This window comes from Pseudomonas sp. EA_35y_Pfl2_R5, assembly GCF_963970805.1.
In the GTDB taxonomy this organism is placed as follows: domain Bacteria; phylum Pseudomonadota; class Gammaproteobacteria; order Pseudomonadales; family Pseudomonadaceae; genus Aquipseudomonas.
The window spans coordinates 327,052-343,949 of the sequence record NZ_CAXAOW010000003.1 but is presented as its reverse complement, the minus strand read 5'-3'; the positions used below and the strand labels follow the sequence as shown (position 1 = coordinate 343,949).

General features: G+C 61.5%; 17 protein-coding genes. 5 read left to right on the top strand and 12 right to left on the bottom strand.

Annotated elements, in window-relative coordinates; translation table 11 throughout:
* Positions 1-10 precede the first annotated feature (10 nt).
* The 9 genes from AACX99_RS08795 to edd all read right to left on the bottom strand — a co-directional run bounded on the left by AACX99_RS08795 (position 11) and on the right by edd (position 11,069).
* Positions 11-1,231, bottom strand: a complete 1,221-nt coding sequence (locus AACX99_RS08795; RefSeq protein ID WP_339411067.1) for a maltoporin — start codon at positions 1,229-1,231, stop codon at positions 11-13.
* Between the two features lie 162 nt (positions 1,232-1,393).
* A complete protein-coding gene (locus tag AACX99_RS08790) occupies positions 1,394-2,551 on the bottom strand; it encodes an ABC transporter ATP-binding protein (RefSeq protein ID WP_339411066.1) in 1,158 nt (385 codons plus the stop codon).
* A gap of 25 nt (positions 2,552-2,576) precedes the next feature.
* Positions 2,577-3,410: a carbohydrate ABC transporter permease gene (locus tag AACX99_RS08785; RefSeq protein WP_339411065.1), complete on the bottom strand. Its 834-nt coding sequence runs from the start codon at positions 3,408-3,410 to the stop codon at positions 2,577-2,579.
* The gene (locus tag AACX99_RS08780; protein WP_339411063.1) at positions 3,403-4,311 is read right to left on the bottom strand and encodes a carbohydrate ABC transporter permease; all 909 of its coding nucleotides are present in this window, start codon (positions 4,309-4,311) and stop codon (positions 3,403-3,405) included. The genes AACX99_RS08785 and AACX99_RS08780 overlap by 8 nt, the downstream gene beginning before the upstream one ends.
* Positions 4,312-4,461: 150 nt before the next feature.
* Complete coding sequence (locus AACX99_RS08775) at positions 4,462-5,712, bottom strand: ABC transporter substrate-binding protein (RefSeq protein ID WP_339411061.1); 1,251 nt, start codon at positions 5,710-5,712, stop codon at positions 4,462-4,464.
* 255 nt (positions 5,713-5,967) lie between these two features.
* Entirely contained in the window at positions 5,968-7,425 is a 1,458-nt protein-coding gene (locus AACX99_RS08770; protein WP_339411059.1) for an ATP-binding protein, read from the bottom strand.
* Complete coding sequence (locus AACX99_RS08765) at positions 7,412-8,140, bottom strand: response regulator transcription factor (RefSeq protein ID WP_339411058.1); 729 nt, start codon at positions 8,138-8,140, stop codon at positions 7,412-7,414. Before AACX99_RS08765 ends, AACX99_RS08770 begins: the two co-directional genes overlap by 14 nt.
* A gap of 143 nt (positions 8,141-8,283) precedes the next feature.
* On the bottom strand, positions 8,284-9,246 hold the full coding sequence (locus AACX99_RS08760) for a glucokinase (protein WP_339411057.1): 963 nt from the start codon (positions 9,244-9,246) through the stop codon (positions 8,284-8,286).
* Complete coding sequence (edd, locus tag AACX99_RS08755) at positions 9,243-11,069, bottom strand: phosphogluconate dehydratase (RefSeq protein WP_339411055.1); 1,827 nt, start codon at positions 11,067-11,069, stop codon at positions 9,243-9,245. Before edd ends, AACX99_RS08760 begins: the two co-directional genes overlap by 4 nt.
* Positions 11,070-11,203: 134 nt before the next feature.
* Here edd and gap point away from each other — a divergent pair, with 134 nt between their 5' ends.
* Both gap and AACX99_RS08745 read left to right on the top strand, forming a co-directional pair.
* Positions 11,204-12,205 (top strand): type I glyceraldehyde-3-phosphate dehydrogenase, encoded by a 1,002-nt coding sequence (gene gap, locus AACX99_RS08750; RefSeq protein ID WP_339411053.1) that lies wholly within the window; start codon positions 11,204-11,206, stop codon positions 12,203-12,205.
* Positions 12,206-12,342: 137 nt separating this feature from the next.
* Positions 12,343-12,807, top strand: a complete 465-nt coding sequence (locus AACX99_RS08745) for a methylglyoxal synthase (protein WP_339411052.1) — start codon at positions 12,343-12,345, stop codon at positions 12,805-12,807.
* Positions 12,808-12,814: 7 nt separating this feature from the next.
* On the opposite strand, the gene AACX99_RS08740 is transcribed toward AACX99_RS08745, so the two are convergent.
* Positions 12,815-13,249, bottom strand: a complete 435-nt coding sequence (locus AACX99_RS08740; RefSeq protein WP_339411051.1) for a MerR family DNA-binding protein — start codon at positions 13,247-13,249, stop codon at positions 12,815-12,817.
* Between the two features lie 63 nt (positions 13,250-13,312).
* Here AACX99_RS08740 and AACX99_RS08735 point away from each other — a divergent pair, with 63 nt between their 5' ends.
* Positions 13,313-13,942, top strand: coding sequence for a cation diffusion facilitator family transporter (locus AACX99_RS08735; RefSeq protein ID WP_339411050.1), 630 nt, complete (start codon positions 13,313-13,315; stop codon positions 13,940-13,942).
* A 15-nt stretch (positions 13,943-13,957) separates the two neighbouring features.
* Here the strand turns inward: AACX99_RS08735 and AACX99_RS08730 are convergent, their stop codons facing one another.
* The gene (locus tag AACX99_RS08730; protein ID WP_339411048.1) at positions 13,958-14,848 is read right to left on the bottom strand and encodes a LysR family transcriptional regulator; all 891 of its coding nucleotides are present in this window, start codon (positions 14,846-14,848) and stop codon (positions 13,958-13,960) included.
* A gap of 232 nt (positions 14,849-15,080) precedes the next feature.
* Positions 15,081-15,494, bottom strand: coding sequence for an alternative ribosome rescue aminoacyl-tRNA hydrolase ArfB (arfB, locus tag AACX99_RS08725; protein WP_339411046.1), 414 nt, complete (start codon positions 15,492-15,494; stop codon positions 15,081-15,083).
* 315 nt (positions 15,495-15,809) lie between these two features.
* Between arfB and AACX99_RS08720 the strand changes: the two genes are divergently transcribed.
* Both AACX99_RS08720 and AACX99_RS08715 read left to right on the top strand, forming a co-directional pair.
* Positions 15,810-16,346: an AAA family ATPase gene (locus AACX99_RS08720; protein ID WP_339411044.1), complete on the top strand. Its 537-nt coding sequence runs from the start codon at positions 15,810-15,812 to the stop codon at positions 16,344-16,346.
* 35 nt (positions 16,347-16,381) lie between these two features.
* A complete protein-coding gene (locus tag AACX99_RS08715; RefSeq protein ID WP_339411042.1) occupies positions 16,382-16,825 on the top strand; it encodes an NUDIX hydrolase in 444 nt (147 codons plus the stop codon).
* Positions 16,826-16,898: the final 73 nt, after the last annotated feature.

Below are 16,898 nucleotides of genomic sequence, written 5' to 3'. Positions count from 1 at the left end.
AACCTCACGCTCACCACCAGTATTCGACCTGCACGCCGAAGTTCGAGCCGTGCTGGGCGTTGCCGAAAGCCCCGCTGTCCGACAGCGCCGAACCGGCGGCGATCAAGCTAGCCGCACGCTGCGCCGCTTCGTTCCAGCTGGCGTAGGTGTAGTACAAGCGCACTTCCGGACGTGCCCAGAAACCCGGGCCGGATGGCGACCAGGTCGGCGCCACGGTGAACTTGGTCAGCTTGCGCGTACCGCCGGTGGCATCGACCTGATCATGGCCCAACTCGCCAACCAGTTTGAACTGCTCGGTAAAGGCGTAGCTGGTACGCCCGCCAACCGACAGCCAATCCTGATCGCTACCATCGGGACGGATGTCCTTCTGATAGACGAACTGCACCTGCCCGCCCAGGCGCGGGGTAGCCTGCCAGTCAAAGAACTCAACCAGACGATAGCTCTTGTTGTCGCGATCCAAGGTCACATCGCCGGTGTATCCCAGGCCCGTACCGGGGCCACGGCCGTATTGCAGGGCCAGGGTGTTTTTGCCACCGAAAAAGTCGCTCTGCTTATGCTGCGCGGTAATCGCCCAACCGCTGTGGGCGTCAGTGCTGTCGGGCTTGTCGATATAGCTCAGGCCGAACTCCAGCTCACCGCCCGGATTGACTTTGAAGCCAGCGACGTTGAAGTCGTGACGGTTGATATAGGGTTCCTGGAAGTAGCTGTCCTTGCGCGAAAACGCGTAGCTGTACTTCAGCCCGCCCAGCTCGAAGTCCTCGATACCGGCACCGGTACCACTCTGGTTCCAGTAGAAGAAATCGGAGATATGGATGTCGTTACGCTTGTAGAAGCGCCGCCCGGCCCACAGCGAGCCACCGTTGAGCGCGGAGACATTACTCCATTCCGCGTACATCTGATTCATCCGCGCGAAGCCATGATCACCGGTGAACTTCGGCGTATGACCATAGGCGTTATACAGCTGCGCCATGCCCTCGACGCTGAGTACCGAGCCATCGTCGAAGCTGACCAGATCCTGACGCAGATCCAGCTCGATGTACTGCTCGCACTCGTTACCCAAGCGGTATTTCGACTGCGCGCCCGGTAACTGGAAGCACGATTGCGTACCACCGTTCTCCGAACCGCCGGCACCGCTACGGGCGTAACCGGTGAACTCCAGCGCGCTCGCCGCGTGAGGCAAAGCCAGGCTACCGAGGGTCAGTGCCAGGCCGATTTTCGTTGCTGCTTTCATGTTTACTCCTTCTTGTTTTTATTGTTGTAACGCTCGTTGCAGGGCACCAAGGGGGCGGATATGGCAGGCGCCCTCGGAGGTGTTCAGTGGCGTAGCCCGGATGCAATCCGGGGAAAGAGTGCGCGTCCGTAAACGCATCCCGGATTGCACCCGGGCTACGGTTCAGCGGCCTTTGAACTGGGCGACCTTGCTTGCCTGCTCAGCCGTTTGTGGCTTTCCCGGCAGCAGGCGCTCGCCACTCTGCGCGTCGAATAGCAGCACCTTGCTCGGGTCGAATTGCAGCTCCAGGGTTTGCCCGACCCGAGGCGCATCGTCCGGCGCCAGACGGCAGCAGACCTTGGTCTGGTTGAGGCTGACGAACACCAAGGTGTCCGGCCCAGTGGGCTCGATCACCTCAACCTCGGCGCGAATCGACGAGGGGCCGCTGGCTCCGGCCACAGCCATTTGAATCTGCTCGGGACGGATGCCAAGGATCACCTCACGGTTCTCGAAGCCCACCTCCATCGCCCCGAGCGGCAGTTCGCAACGCGCTTGGCCGGAGTCGAGCAAGGCGAACAACTGACCGTCGCGGCGCTGCAAACGCAGGGGAATAAAGTTCATCGGCGGCGAACCGATAAAGCTGGCCACGAACAGGTTGGCCGGGTCGTTGTAGATCTCACGCGGAGTGCCGAACTGCTGGATGACGCCGTCTTTCATCACCGCAACTTTGTCGCCCAGGGTCATGGCCTCAATCTGGTCATGGGTGACGTAAACAGTGGTGGTCTTCAGGCGCTGGTGCATCAGCTTGATTTCGGTGCGCATCTCCACGCGCAGCTTGGCGTCGAGGTTCGACAGTGGCTCGTCGAACAGATAGATCTTCGGCCGCCGCGCCAAAGCCCGCCCCATAGCCACGCGCTGCTGCTGGCCACCGGATAGCTGGCCGGGTTTACGGCTGAGTAAATGCTCGATCTGCAGCAACTTGGCCACCCGCGCCACTTCTTCGTCGATGGCTGCCGGCGCCAGCTTGCGCATCTTCAGGCCGAAGGCGATGTTGTCGCGCACGGTCATGGTTGGGTACAGCGCATAGGACTGAAAGACCATGGCGATATCGCGGTCCTTCGGGCTCATGCCGCTGATATCGGCACCATCGACCAGAATCGCCCCGCCGCTGATGCCCTCCAGGCCGGCGATGCAATTCATCAGGGTGGATTTGCCGCAACCGGATGGTCCCACGAGAATTAGAAACTCACCGGAGTCGATCGCAATATCGATGTGCTTCAGGGTGTCCGCCAGGCCGCTGCCGTAGGACTTGTTGACGTTGCGCAGTTCGAGCGTAGCCATTGTTGTTTCTCCAATCTTGAAGGCGTCAGCCTTTCACCGCGCCGGCAGTCAACCCGCGCAAGAAATATTTACCAGCCAGGATGTAGACGATCAGCGTGGGCAGCCCAGCGATCATTGCCGCGGCCATATCGACGTTGTATTCCTTGGCCCCGGTGCTGGTGTTGACCAGGTTGTTCAGGGCCACGGTGATCGGCTGGGTGTCGCCGCTGGCGAACACCACACCGAAGAGGAAGTCGTTCCAGATCTGGGTGAATTGCCAGATCAGGCAAACCATGATGATCGGGGTCGACATCGGCAGCAGGATGCGTCCGAAGATGGTGAAGAAACCGGCACCATCGAGCCGCGCCGCCCGCACCAGGGCATCCGGAATGCTCACGTAGTAGTTGCGGAAGAACAGCGTGGTAAAGGCCATGCCATAGACCACATGGATCAGCACCAGGCCGCCGGTGGTATTAGCCAGGCCGAGCTGGCCGAGGGTGAAGGACGCCGGCAGCAGCACCACCTGAAACGGCAGGAAGCAGCCGAACAGCAGCAAGCCGAAGAACAGCTGCGAGCCACGAAAGCGCCACATGGCCAGCACATAACCGTTCAATGCACCGATCACGGTGGAGATCAGCACCGCCGGAATGGTGATTTTCACCGAGTTCCAGAAGTAACCGCCGACACCGTCCCAGGCCTTGAGCCAGCCGATGGCGGTAAACACCTCCGGCCAGGACAGCAGGTTGCCGGTGCGAATATCTTCCGGGCTCTTGAAGCTGGTCAGCAGCATGATGACCAGCGGAATCAGATAGACCGCACAGGCCGCCAGCAGGGTGGCGTAGATGGCCAAACGACTCAGGCTAAAAGCGCGACTAGTCATGGCGTTTGCCTCGCAGCTCGGAATACAGATAAGGCACCAGGATCGCCAACACCGCGCCTAGCATCAGGATCGCGCTCGCTGCACCGAGGCCCATCTGGCCACGGGTAAAGGTGTGGGCATACATAAACATCGCCGGTAGATCGGAGGCGTAACCGGGGCCGCCGGCGGTCATCGAGGCCACCAGGTCGAAGCTCTTGATCGCGATATGCGCAAGGATCATCAGTGAGCTGAAAAACACCGGACCCAGGCTCGGCAGCACGATGCGCAGGTAGATATTCGGCAGGCTGGCCCCGTCGACCTGGGCGGCGCGGATAATCGACTGATCGACCCCGCGCAGCCCCGCCAGAAACAGCGCCATAACAAAGCCCGAGGCTTGCCAGACCGCCGCGATCACCAGGCAGTAAACCACCCGATCAGGGTCCACCAGCCAGTCGAAGCGAAAGCCTTCCCAGCCCCAGTCACGCAACATCTTGTCGATGCCCAGGCCAGGGTTGAGCAGCCACTTCCAGGCGGTGCCCGTGACGATCATCGACAGCGCCATGGGGTAGAGGAAAATCGTGCGAATAAAGCCTTCGCGACGGATGCGCTGATCGAGCAGCACCGCCAGCAGCACGCCAATCACCAGGCTGATGCTGATAAACAGACCGCCGAAGACCAGCAGGTTCTTGCTCGCCACCCACCAGCGGTCGTTGTCCCACAAGCGCGCGTACTGTTGCAGGCCGACCCAGTTGTAGCTCGGCATAAAGCGCGAGCTGCTAAACGACAGGACAAAGGTCCAGAGGATATAGCCGTAGAAGCCGACCATGATGATCAGCATGCTCGGTGCCAGCACCAGTTTGGGCAGCCAGCGCTGTAGCGCATCCAGCGGCGAGGCTTTGCTAAAGACGGCGATTGAACTCATGGGTAACTCCGTTATTGCACGTTGCTAGGGCGCCGCCGGGCGAGCGAGTCAAACGCGGCGCAGCCGATCCCACTGATGCATCGCTTGGCGATGCACCTCGGTCATTGAGGGGATTGACGGGCCGCCGGCGAACCGGCGGCAGAGTTAGCGCTACTGCACGGCCTGGATAGCCGCGGCCAGTTGCTGAGCGGCCTTGTTCGGATCGGCCTTAGGGTCGTTAAAGAAGTTGGTCACCACGTCGAATACCGCACCCTGCACGTAGCTGGAGGCGGCCATGCCGTGGGCCATGCTTGGTTGCAGGCCGCCACTCGCTGCCGCTTCCTTGAAGTCCTTCATCGAGGCCTGAGCGCAGGCGTCGAAGGAACTCATGTCCATATCCGTGCGAACGGGGATCGAACCTTTGTTCTGGTTGAAGAACTCCTGAAACTCCGGCTCCATCACGGTGCGCGCCAGGTCTTCCTGGGCTTTGCGGTTTTCCTCGTCGCTCAGCTTGAACATGGCCAGGGAATCGATGTTGTAGGCGAAGCTGCCTTTAGTGCCGGGGAACGGCAGGCACTGGTAGTCCTTGCCGGCGACCTTGCCAGCGGCGGTCCATTCACTTTTGGCCCAGTCGCCCATGATCTGCATGCCAGCCTTGCCGTTGATGACCATCGCGGTGGCGCTGTTCCAGTCACGCCCGGCGGCGTTGGCATCGACATAGCCGCGCAGCTTCTGCAGGGCGGCGAACACCTCGACCATCTTGGCGCCGGTCAACACCGACTCATCCAGGTCGACAAAGGCTTTGCGGAAATCATCCGGGCCAAGCAGGGCCAGGGCCAGGTCTTCAAACACAGTGCTGTCCTGCCAGGGCTGACCGCCGTGGGCCAAAGGCATAAAGCCGGCGGCTTTGAGCTTGTCGGCGGCGGTGAAGAATTCGTCGAGGGTGGTCGGAGGCGTAGCACCGGCCTTGGCGAAGACCTCGGGGTTGATCCACAGCCAGTTGACCCGGTGCACGTTGACCGGCACGGCCACGTAGTCACCGTCAAACTGCATCACCTTGATTACCTGGGGCGGCAGCAACTTGTCCCAGCCGCTCTGCTCGGCCACCTGATTGAGGTCGGCGAGCAGACCCAGCTCGCCCCACTCCTGAATATCTGGGCCTTTAATCTGCGCGGCGGCAGGCGGGTTGCCGGAGACGGCGCGGGTTTTCAGTACGGTCATGGCCGCTTCGCCACCGCCACCAGCGACGGCGAAGTCCTTCCAGCTATGGCCCTTGTCTTCAACCAGTTTTTGCAGGGTATCGGCGGCGCGCTTTTCGCCACCCGAGGTCCACCAGTGCAGCACTTCGACTTCGCCGGCATGGGCCAGCGGCAGCAGAGAGACGAGGGAGATAGCAGTAGCCAGGCGGGAGATCGCATTCATGAGCGGTACCTTATTGTTGTTATTCACGGGCAAGTCTGGTGCTTGCGCTGGAATCGAGTCTAACCAAGGGTCATTGCCCGGCGGGTAACGAAGGGATGCACAAAAGTCACGGGATAGTTACAAAACAGGCCACGCACCGCATATCCGTAGGGTGGATGACGCTTTATCCACCCTACCCAGCTGCAGCCCACCATAGAAGCGGCTGGGCGGCACTCTGCCTTGGCCGCGATCATTCGAGAGAGCCCAGCTAAACCCCTAGGCACTGCGCGGCAACCAGAGCGTCACCCGCAGGCCGCCCTCGCGCAGGTTGCGCAGGCTTACTTCGCCACCGTGGGTATGGGCGATATTGCGCGCGATGCCCAGGCCCAGGCCGTAGCCTTGCTGCTGCCCGGCCAGACGGAAATGCGGCTCGAACACTTGCTCCAGGCGCTGCTCGGGCACTCCAGGTCCTTCGTCGTCGACATGCAGGACAAAGGCAGTGCCATCGTCTTCGATAGACAGGTGGGCGCACTCGCCGTATTTCAGTGCGTTGTCCACCAGGTTGCCGATGCAGCGCTTGAGCGCCAGGGGCTTGCCCGGGTAAGCAGCCAGCGCCTGACCATCGAGGGTCACACGGCCATTGCCGGCAGGGGCCAGATAGGGCTCGATAACGCAGTTGAGCAGCTGGTTAAGCTCCACCGGCTCGATATTCTCGTGGATATCGGTGTCCTTGACGCATTGCAGCGCGCCTTTGACCAGCATCTCCAGCTCATCCAGATCACGGCTGAACTTGCCCTGCACGGCCTCATCGTCGAGCAGCTCGACGCGCAGGCGCAGGCGGGTGATGGGGGTGCGCAAATCATGGGAAATGGCGCTGAACAACTGGCTGCGCTCACGCAGGTAGCGGCCGATGCGCTCGCGCATGGCGTTGAAGGCACGGCTGACCTCGACTACCTCACTGCCGCCCGCCTCGGCCAGCGGTTCGACCTCACTACCCAGGGACATTTCCCGTGCCGCCCGCGCCAAGCGCTTGAGCGGCCGGCTCTGCCAGTGCACCAGGATGCCAATAAACAGCAGCAGAAAACTGCTGGTAAGGATAATAAACCACAGCTGCTGAGCCGGCAGACCCTGCTGTTCCAGGCTGACATAGGGCTCGGGCATCAAGGATGCGAGGTACAGCCATTCACCCGGAGCGATCTGAATCTGCGTCACCAGCACCGGCGGATTCAGCGGCTCCAGGCTCAGGGCGTAATGCGCCCAGGAGCGCGGCAGCTCGTCGAGTTTCAGGGCGCTGTTGAAGATGCGCAGATCCTCCGGGCTAACGAACTGCACCAGCAGGTCCAGATCCTTGCCCAGGCGCTCGCGCAGGGCTTCATCCACCGCATCGAGCACCGCGCGCTTGCGCGGCGTCTGCGGCAGCACGCGCATTTCCAAGGGCTTGTCGTTGAGCGAGACAAAGAAGCGTGTGCCGCCCATATTGCGCAACTGGTCGAGCACCATCGGCCGGTAGCCCAGGGGGAGCGAGCGGAAGTAGCTGACGCTGGCAGCCATCGACTGGGCCAGACTGCGCGAGCTGGTCAGCAGGCCTTCCACCTGACTGGCGCGCAGCTGTGAGACCCAAATCAAGCTGGACAGCGCCTGAGCCAGCAATACCACCAGCAGGGTCAGCAGTAGCATGCGACCGAGCAGCGAGCGCGGAACCGGCAACCACTTGCGCAGATTAGTCACCGACATAGGGACCCACCGCCGCCGCCAACTGATAGCCGCTGCCGCGTACGGTACGAATCAGCCGCGCCGGCTTGCCGGTATCGCGCAAGCGCTGGCGCAGCCGGCTAACGGCCATATCGACGATACGCTCCAGCGGCATCACCTCGCGGCCGCGGGTGGCGTTGCCGATGGTGTCGCGGTCGAGGATCTGCTGCGGGTGGTCGAGAAACAGCTTGAGCAGGGCAAAGTCTGCGCCGGAGAGAATCACTTCCTCGCCGTCGGCATGAAACAGACGGTGGCTGACCATATCCAGACGCCACTCGTCGAAGGCCAGCACCTCGCTGCCGCGTTCCTGAGTGAAGTGCGCGCGGCGCAGTAGCGCCTTGATCCGCGCCAGCAACTCGCGCGGGCTGAAGGGTTTACCCAGGTAATCGTCGGCGCCCAGTTCCAGGCCGATTACCCGATCGGTCTCATCGGAGCTGGCGGTGAGCATGATGATCGGCACCTGGGCAAACCGCTGGTGCTCACGCACCCAACGGCACAGGCTGAAGCCATCCTCGTCGGGCAGCATCACATCGAGAATCACCAGGTCCGCCGCCTCGGCGCACAGGCCCTGGCGAAACCCCGCACCATCGCCGACAGTACGCACCGTAAAGCCGGCGCGGCTCAGGTAAGTGTGCAGTAGCTCGCGAATTTCCTGGTCGTCGTCGACCAGCAGAATGGATTTACCGGGCTGGCTCATAGTCCGCCGTCCTTATTGTTATGCATTCGCCAAAAATGGCATGTAGATAGCGTTTTGTAAGAGCGACCGGGACGCCTAATTCATGCCCGCGATTGGCGGTCTACCAGACGATTTCGCGGCCATGGGTCGCCCCTACAGAATACCTAAGACCGGCCCAATGCCTGCTGCAAAGCCACCCCCGCGCCCATCAGCCCTGGGTATTGGGCGGTTACCAGCCATACCGGGATGCCGGCAAAGTAATCACTCATACAGCCTTTGTCACTGAAGCTTTTGGCAAAACCGCTACCCAACAAGAATTCGGCGAAGCGCGGCACTACACCGCCGACTATGTAAACCCCGCCGCGCGCGCCCAGGCTCAGCACGTTGTTGCCGGCGGCGCGGCCGAGCCAGACGCAAAACTGCTCCAGCACCGCCACCGCCACTGCGTCACCGGCCAACGCCGCGGCAGTAACTTCGACCGGTGTATGCAGGCGCAGCTCATGCCCATCCAGGGCGCAGACCGCCTGATAGAGATGCAGCAGACCTCTGCCGCTGAGCACATCCTCGGCGCGTACATGACCGAGCTGGCGATACAGCTGCTGCCAGAGTTCAGCCTCGCGTGGGCTGCCGATCGGTAGATCAACATGCCCGCCCTCGCCAGGCAAGGCCAGCCAGCTGCCATCGGCCAGGGCCAACAGGGTGCCGACCCCAAGGCCGGTTCCTGGGCCGATCACTACACAGGGGCGCTCGTGCTCGGGGGTGCCAGGGCAGACCTGCACGCGCTCGTCATCACGCAGCCGAGTCATGCCCAGGGCCATGGCGGAAAAATCATTGACCAACAGCAACTCGCGCACCTGCAACTCCCGGCAGAACGCCGCGCGACTGATGCGCCATTGGTTGTTGGTAAAGCGAAACAGATCGCCGCTGACTGGCCCGGCGCAGGCCAGGCACACCGAATCGACCGAGCCGAGCGGCAGACCCAGACCGCTCAGATAAGCGCGAATCGCCGCTTCCGGCCCCGGAAAATCGACGGTAGCCAACACCCGAACCGACTCCAGCTGCTCATCACGCCACAGGGCAAAGCGCGCGTTGGTACCGCCGATATCACCCACCAGGGCCAACTTCACCGCAGCGATTCCAGGCTGGTGGTGAAGGCACTAGCACCCTGCTCCGCCGAGCTGAAGGACTGACGCATAAAGGCGAACAGCTCACGGCCGCAGCCAACGGCATTATCCAGAGTGCCAACCGCCGGCTCGCGCGCCGCCAGCTCGGCGGCATCGACCAACAGCTGCAATTCGCCGGTATGACCGTCGAGACGAATCAGATCACCGTCGCGCACCCGCGCCAGCGGCCCGCCGCCGTAGGCCTCGGGGCAAACATGGATGGCCGCCGGGATTTTCCCCGAAGCACCGGACATGCGCCCGTCGGTGACCAGCGCCACCTTGAAGCCACGGTCCTGCAGCACGCCGAGGAAGGGAGTCATCTTGTGCAGCTCCGGCATGCCATTGCTACGCGGGCCCTGAAAGCGCATCACCGCAACAAAGTCGCGCTCCAGCTCGCCGGCCTTGAAGGCATCGGCCAACTGCTGCTGATCTTCGAACACCAGCGCCGGAGCCTCTACCACCTGATGCTCCAGGGCTACGGCGGAGACCTTCATCACCCCGCGCCCAAGGTTGCCCTGCATCAGACGCAGGCCGCCTTCGGCCGAGAAAGGATTGGCCACCGGGCGCAGCACGCTTTCGTCATGGCTCTTGCTCGGGCCATCACGCCAGACCAGTTTGCCGTCCTCAAGGAAGGGCTCGCGGGTATAGCGCGAGAGGCCGTGCCCGGCCACAGTGTTGACGTTTTCGTGCAACAGCCCGGCTTCGAGCAACTCGCGGATCAGAAAGGCCATGCCGCCGGCCGCCTGGAAATGATTGATGTCGGATTTGCCGTTGGGATAGACGTGCGCCAGGGTCGGAGTCACGGCGGACAGATCGGCCATGTCCTGCCAGGTCAGCTGGATGCCTGCGGCGCGGGCGATGGCCGGCATATGCAGGGTGTGGTTGGTGGAGCCGCCGGTGGCGCTCAGGGCGATGATGGAATTGACCAGGCAGCGCTCGTCGACGATCTCACCCAGCGGCATAAATTGTCCGTTCTGCTTGGTCAGGCGGGTGACCTGCTGCGCCGCCTCATGGCTCAAGGCATCGCGCAGCGGCGTATTCGGATTGACGAACGAAGCACCCGGCAAATGCAGACCCATCACCTCCATCAACAACTGGTTGGTGTTGGCAGTGCCATAGAAGGTGCAGGTGCCGGGGCTATGGTAGGCGGCCATCTCGGCGGCCAGCAGCTCGTCGCGCGTCGCCTTGCCCTCGGCATAGCGCTGACGCACATCGGCCTTCTCCTTGTTTGACAGCCCGGACGGCATGGGCCCGGCCGGCACGAACAGGCTCGGCAGGTGACCGAAACGCAGCGCGCCCATCAGCAGACCGGGAACGATCTTGTCGCAGATCCCCAGGTACAGTGCGGCGTCGAACATGTTGTGCGACAGGGCCACCGCAGTAGCCATGGCGATCACTTCGCGGCTGGCGATGCCCAGCTCCATGCCCGGCTCACCCTGGGTCACGCCGTCGCACATGGCGGGCACGCCGCCGGCGAACTGGCCCACCGAGCCGATTTCGCGCAGGGCCTGCTTGAGCTGCTCCGGGTAGTCCTGATAGGGCTGATGAGCCGAGAGCATGTCGTTATAAGCAGAAACAATCGCCACGTTGGCTGCATTCATCAGGCGCAGGGTCTGCTTGTCCTCGCTGCCGCAGCCGGCCACACCGTGGGCGAAATTGGCGCATTGCAGCTTGCCACGCTGCGGACCTTCACTGGCCGCCGCGCGAATCATCGCCAAATAGGGCTCGCGCGTGGCGCGGCTGCGGGCGATCAGGCGGTCGGTTACCTCAAGTACGCGGGGGTGCATGTGATTGACTCCTGGCTGGTGGGCAGCAATATCTTGTGCTTAATACAAAAATACTGCCACTTAAAACACTTGATTTCTATCAATACGGGAATAATCTTGTAATTCAAACAACAAAATAAATAACGGACCTCACCATGACTATTCGCATCGCTATCAACGGCTTCGGCCGTATCGGCCGCAATGTGCTTCGCGCCCTCTACTGCCAAGACTACCGCCAACAGCTGCAGGTGGTCGCCATCAACGACCTGGGCGACAGCGCGATCAATGCCCACCTCCTAAAATACGACAGCGTTCACGGGATTTTTGACGGCGAAGTGGAAAGTGATGGCGAAAGCCTCACAGTCAACGGCGACCGTATCTCTGTCAGCGCCATTCGCAACCCGGCGGACCTGCCCTGGCAAGTACTGGGGGTGGATGTGGTCTTCGAATGCACCGGGTTGTTTACTGAACGCAGCAAGGCCGCCGCCCACCTCGCCGCCGGTGCCCGCAAGGTGATCGTCTCGGCACCGGCCAAGGGGGCCGACGCCACCATCGTCTATGGCGTCAACCACGACATCCTGCGCTCGTCCATGCAGATTATCTCCAACGCCTCCTGCACCACCAACTGCCTGGCTCCGGTGGCCCAGGTGCTGCAACGCGAGTTGGGCATCGAGCACGGCCTGATGACCACCATCCACGCCTACACCAACGACCAAAATCTCTCCGACGTCTACCACAGCGACCCCTATCGGGCGCGCTCGGCCACTCAGTCGATGATCCCGACTCAGACCGGTGCCGCCGAAGCGGTGGGTCTGGTGCTGCCGGAACTGGCCGGCAAACTGACCGGCATGGCCGTACGTGTGCCGGTGATTAATGTCTCGCTGGTCGACCTGACCTTACAGGTCAAGCGCGACACCAGCGCAGAGGAAATCAACCAGCTACTGCTGAACGCCAGCCGTACTTCACCAGTGCTGGGCTACAACAGCCTGCCGCTGGTGTCCTGCGACTTCAACCACAACCCGCTGTCATCGATCTTCGACGCCAACCACACCAAGGTCAGCGGCAAGCTGGTGAAAGTCATGGCCTGGTACGACAACGAGTGGGGCTTTTCCAATCGCATGCTCGATACCTGTCTGGCGCTATGCCGCGCCGAGTGAAAGCACGTGTAGCCCGGATGAAATCCGGGGCATCGGTGGTGGCCGGAAGACTGTCCCCGGATTGCATCCGGGCTACGGATACTCGCGGCGGATACCGGCCGCAGCATTACCCCCCCTCGCAACACCAGGAAATCATCATGCCGCGTATCAGCTTTACCACCGCCACCCTGCCGGCACGCAAGCGCATTGCTCTGGTGGCTCACGACCACTGCAAGGAGTTCCTCCTTGACTGGAGCGAACGCCAGCGCGACAAGCTGGCGGGGCATCACCTACTGGCCACCGGCACCACTGGCCTGCTGCTGGGGCGTCGCCTTGGCTTGCCGATCGAATGCATGATCAGCGGCCCCCTCGGTGGCGATCAGCAGTTGGGCGCGCGCATCGCCGAGCAGCGGGTGGATATGCTGGTGTTCTTCTGGGATCCTTTCGAGCAGCAGCCCCACGATCCGGATATCAAGGCGCTGTTGCGGGTCGCCGCGGTGTGGAATATCCCCGTGGCCTGCAACGAGAGCAGCGCCGACTATATGCTCGGCAGTGTCCTGCTGGATCAAGCCCACGACTACCGCGTGCCGGACTATCAGACTTATCTGAATAACCGCCAATAACCGCCCGCTAGCTCTCCTCTCGCGCCTCGCCGTCAAGACAACAGTCACGGCTGTCCAACGCCTCCAGCAGCCGGCAATGTTCGGCCTCGGCGCTGGTACAACCGGCAAGCTTGCTCAGCTCGGCTTTCATCTTCTGCAGATCGCGAATCCGTGCATCGATGGTCAGCAGGTGCTCCTGCACCAGTTGGTCCGCCTCCGCACAGGGGCTGTGGGGCCGGGCCGCCAAACCGAGCAGCGCGCGAATCTCCTCCAGGCTGAAACCCAGTTCGCGGCCACGACGGATAAAGCGCAGCCGGCGGACATCGGCCTCTTCATAATGGCGGTAGCCCGAGGCGCTGCGCTTGGGTGGCGGCAGCAGTTCGCTGCGCTCATAGAAACGAATGGTCTCCAGATTGACCCCGCTTGCGCGGCTCAACCCGCTGATGGTCAACGGCTTGCCCATGGCTTGACTCCGTAGTGGCTACAGGGTTTAGCGTAGCGCTCAGACCTTTTCAGGAGAAGACTTATGGGCGTCAATTGCTGCAACAGCACATCGAGCTGCGACACCACCCGCATCAGCAAACGCTACCGCACGATTCTTTGGATCGCCCTGGCGGTCAACCTCGGCATGTTCGGGGTGGAAATCGTCGCCGGTATGCGCGCCGGTTCAGTATCGCTGTTGGCGGACTCGCTGGACTTTCTCGGCGACGCCGCCAACTACGGCATCAGCTTGTGGGTGCTGGGCATGAGCCTGACCCTGCGCGCTAAAGCCTCGCTGTTCAAAGCCCTGAGCATGCTGGTATTCGGCGTCGGCGTGCTGATCGCGGCGATCTGGCACCTGCTCAGCGGCCAGCTGCCGGATGCGCCCACCATGGGCGTGGTCGGCATCCTGGCGCTGCTGGCCAACGTCGGCGTAGCCGCCCTGCTCTACGCCTACCGCGAGGGCGACAGCAATATGCGCAGCGTCTGGTTGTGCTCGCGCAACGACGCCCTGGGCAATATCGCCGTGCTGCTAGCCGCCCTCGGTGTATTCGGCACCGGCAGCGCCTGGCCGGACCTGCTAGTGGCCAGCATCATCGCCGGACTGGCGATCACCGCGTCTTATCAGGTGATGCGTCAAGCCCGTCAGGAGTTGACCGAGGAAGCCGCAGCCTGAACGACCTCATCAATGCTAGGCAGCGGCCAACTGCCCCGCGAGGTAATCGAGAAAGCAGGTAATGCGCGAGGCCAGCGCAGTGTTGCGGTAGTACACCGCGTGGATCGGCTGGCGTACCTCGACGGTATCGCGCAGCAGCAATTGCACCAGCTCGCTACTGTTGCGGTCGGTGGCGGTCATAAAATCCGCCAGGCAAACGATGCCTGCCCCGGCCAACGCCAATTGGCGCAGGGTTTCGCCACTGGAGGCACTCAGGCAGGGGTTGATGCTCAGCGAGTCGCCCAATGGATGGCGCAACGGCCACTGATTAAGGCTCTCCGGCTGGGTAAAACCGAGCAGGCTGTGCCCGCTCAGTTCGGCAACGGTCTTCGGTGTGCCGTGGGCCTTGAGATAGGCCGGGCTGGCGAGAATGCGCAGGCGATTACTGCCCAACGCCCGCGCATGCAAGGTGGAGTCGCGCAGCGGACCGATACGAATGGCGACATCGGTGCGCTGTTCCAGCAGGTCGATGATCTGATCGCTGCTGTGCAGCTCCAGCTGAATATCCGGGTACAGCGCACGAAATCCCGCCACCAGCGGCACCACCGCATGCAGCATAAAGGGCGCAGCAGCATTTACCCGCAAACGCCCTGCTGGCTTCTGCCGACGCACCTTCATTTGCTCTTCGGCGCTTTCCACCGCATCAAGAATCTTGCGCGCCTGGGCGAGGAAGGCCAGACCCTCCTCGGTCAACTCCAGACGGCGCGTGGTACGGCGCAGCAGCGTGACATCAAGTTTTTCTTCCAGGCGACTGAGGGCGCGACTGACGCCGGAAGCAGTCTGCGTCAGTTGCTCGGCAGCGGCGCTTAGCGAGCCGCAGTCCACCACGCTGACAAAGGCCAGCAGTTCATCGAGGGTCGTTTTCATTCGTGCATCTTAGTCAAATATGCACGGATAAAAACCCTACTTTCCCTCACGAAAAATCAGCTGAACGAACCCGTTTAAACACGCAACAGACCGTAGACAGGCTTTAGAACCTGCTCACGATCTTGCGAGCTAGAGCCCTACAAGGCCAAAAAGGCGAGGAAGCGGACTGGGCTCGCATCCAAACCTGCTTTTACGCAGCAAGGCCGACGCGCAGCAGATCGTGAACAGATTCTTAGAAATCGACCTTGCCGCGCCCCGCCTTGATCGTCCCGCGAATGCTCTTGCCTTCCAGACGGCGCTTTTTCGAGCCCAGGGTGGGCTTGGTCGGGCGGCGGGCTTTCTCGGTTTTAGCGGCGCTGCGAATCAGCTCGGCCAGACGCTCTAGTGCATCAGCGCGATTTTGCTCCTGGGTACGGTACTGCTGGGCCTTGAGAACCACCACGCCCTCGGCGGTGATGCGGCTATCGCGCAACGCCAGCAGGCGCTCCTTGTAGAACGGCGGCAAGCTGGAGGCCTGGATATCGAAACGCAGATGTATCGCGCTGGACACCTTATTGACGTTCTGCCCGCCGGCGCCTTGAGCGCGGATAGCAGTCAATTCGACTTCGTCGTCAGGGAGGTGAACGCTGTTGGAGATAACCAGCATGAATGGGCTTCGGTGCGGAAAAGGTACGGCAGGATAACGCGAACGTAAAACAGTTGCCTGGTCGCGCTACCAGTCGCCCTCTGAGTTTTAGGTGGAGGTGGGTATGGCGCACAACAGCGCTTTCAGCCCAACTGAAACGGGCCATCGCAGGCACAGTAAAGCAGCCGATCGGCAGCTGCAGACTCAAAGTGCCGATCACAATAGGCAGCAAATGGGCCAGCAGCGGACCTCCATATTTGCGCCAGTGACCGCACTGTTGACAGGCCACTGAAAATCAGCAGAATCGCCGTCCTTTTTCGCGCCTGGAAGGCCCTCATGCAACGGATTGTGATATTGGGCAATGCTGGCAGCGGCAAGTCCACTCTGGCTCGCTCCTTGGGCAAAAGCCTCAGCTTGCCCGTCGTGCATCTGGATACGCTGTTCTGGGAGCCTGGCTGGGTCGAGCCCGACGCTACACAGTTCCGTGAAAGAGTTCGCGATGCCGTTGCAACTGACACTTGGATCTGCGAAGGCAACTATGCCCGACGCACTTTCGATCTGCGTCTACCCAACGCGGACCTGATCATCTGGCTTGATACGCCGCGGCTGACCTGCCTGAGGCGCGTTATCGTTCGTAGCGCACTGAACCGACCCCGACCGGACCTTCCTGCAGGCTGTAGAGAGCAGTTCGACCGCGCATTCCTGGCTTTTATTAAATTCGTATGGCAGTTCGACCATGGCTACCGCCAAGGTATCGACGCAATGCGCATGGCCATAAGTCCAAAGGTGCCAACAATGCATTTACGAGGTAACCGACAGATTGCCGCCTTCCTTGATGGGTTACCCACAGCATCTGCAACTCGGCCCTGTTAGAACAATTGACGACCAGAAGAAAAGGACCATTACGCGTGACAGAACCATTCATTCGCCCGCTCGCACTCTGCATTTTTCATCATCACGGAAAAATACTGGTCAACCAATTTCACGATGCCGTTGAAAACATGACGCTGTTCCGCCCCATTGGTGGTGGCATTGAGTTCGGCGAAAGGAGCCACGCCGCCATCGTCCGGGAAGTCCAAGAAGAACTGGGCCGCTCTATCAGCGAGATTAGCTTGATCGGCACTTTGGAAAGCATCTTCACCTACGCAGGCAAACCCGGGCACGAGATTGTCCAAGTCTACGATGCCAAGTTTGACGACGCAGAGGTCTATGAAGAACCTTGGCTAGACGGCCACGAAAGCGATGGCGCGCCGTTCAGAGCCACATGGCGCTCCAGCGCCAGTTTCACCCCTGCATCACCGCTAGTACCTGAAGGGCTCTACGACCTGCTCAAGCGGGCATCGCTATTGTGACTGTCCAAAGATAGGCCTTCCCATGCAGCCGTGCGCGAACTTGCTGAAGAGTCGGGCATTCATAAACCTGTGC

Excerpts from the sequence above, each read along its gene's own strand:
- AACX99_RS08795 (WP_339411067.1), bottom strand. The coding sequence starts at position 1,231 with ATGAAAGCAGCAACGAAAATCGGCCTGGCACTGACCCTCGGTAGCCTG.
- AACX99_RS08790 (WP_339411066.1), bottom strand. The coding sequence starts at position 2,551 with ATGGCTACGCTCGAACTGCGCAACGTCAACAAGTCCTACGGCAGCGGC.
- AACX99_RS08785 (WP_339411065.1), bottom strand. The coding sequence starts at position 3,410 with ATGACTAGTCGCGCTTTTAGCCTGAGTCGTTTGGCCATCTACGCCACC.
- AACX99_RS08780 (WP_339411063.1), bottom strand. The coding sequence starts at position 4,311 with ATGAGTTCAATCGCCGTCTTTAGCAAAGCCTCGCCGCTGGATGCGCTA.
- AACX99_RS08775 (WP_339411061.1), bottom strand. The coding sequence starts at position 5,712 with ATGAATGCGATCTCCCGCCTGGCTACTGCTATCTCCCTCGTCTCTCTG.
- AACX99_RS08770 (WP_339411059.1), bottom strand. The coding sequence starts at position 7,425 with ATGTCGGTGACTAATCTGCGCAAGTGGTTGCCGGTTCCGCGCTCGCTG.
- AACX99_RS08765 (WP_339411058.1), bottom strand. The coding sequence starts at position 8,140 with ATGAGCCAGCCCGGTAAATCCATTCTGCTGGTCGACGACGACCAGGAA.
- edd (WP_339411055.1), bottom strand. The coding sequence starts at position 11,069 with ATGCACCCCCGCGTACTTGAGGTAACCGACCGCCTGATCGCCCGCAGC.
- gap (WP_339411053.1), top strand. The coding sequence starts at position 11,204 with ATGACTATTCGCATCGCTATCAACGGCTTCGGCCGTATCGGCCGCAAT.
- AACX99_RS08745 (WP_339411052.1), top strand. The coding sequence starts at position 12,343 with ATGCCGCGTATCAGCTTTACCACCGCCACCCTGCCGGCACGCAAGCGC.
- AACX99_RS08740 (WP_339411051.1), bottom strand. The coding sequence starts at position 13,249 with ATGGGCAAGCCGTTGACCATCAGCGGGTTGAGCCGCGCAAGCGGGGTC.
- AACX99_RS08735 (WP_339411050.1), top strand. The coding sequence starts at position 13,313 with ATGGGCGTCAATTGCTGCAACAGCACATCGAGCTGCGACACCACCCGC.
- AACX99_RS08730 (WP_339411048.1), bottom strand. The coding sequence starts at position 14,848 with ATGAAAACGACCCTCGATGAACTGCTGGCCTTTGTCAGCGTGGTGGAC.
- arfB (WP_339411046.1), bottom strand. The coding sequence starts at position 15,494 with ATGCTGGTTATCTCCAACAGCGTTCACCTCCCTGACGACGAAGTCGAA.
- AACX99_RS08720 (WP_339411044.1), top strand. The coding sequence starts at position 15,810 with ATGCAACGGATTGTGATATTGGGCAATGCTGGCAGCGGCAAGTCCACT.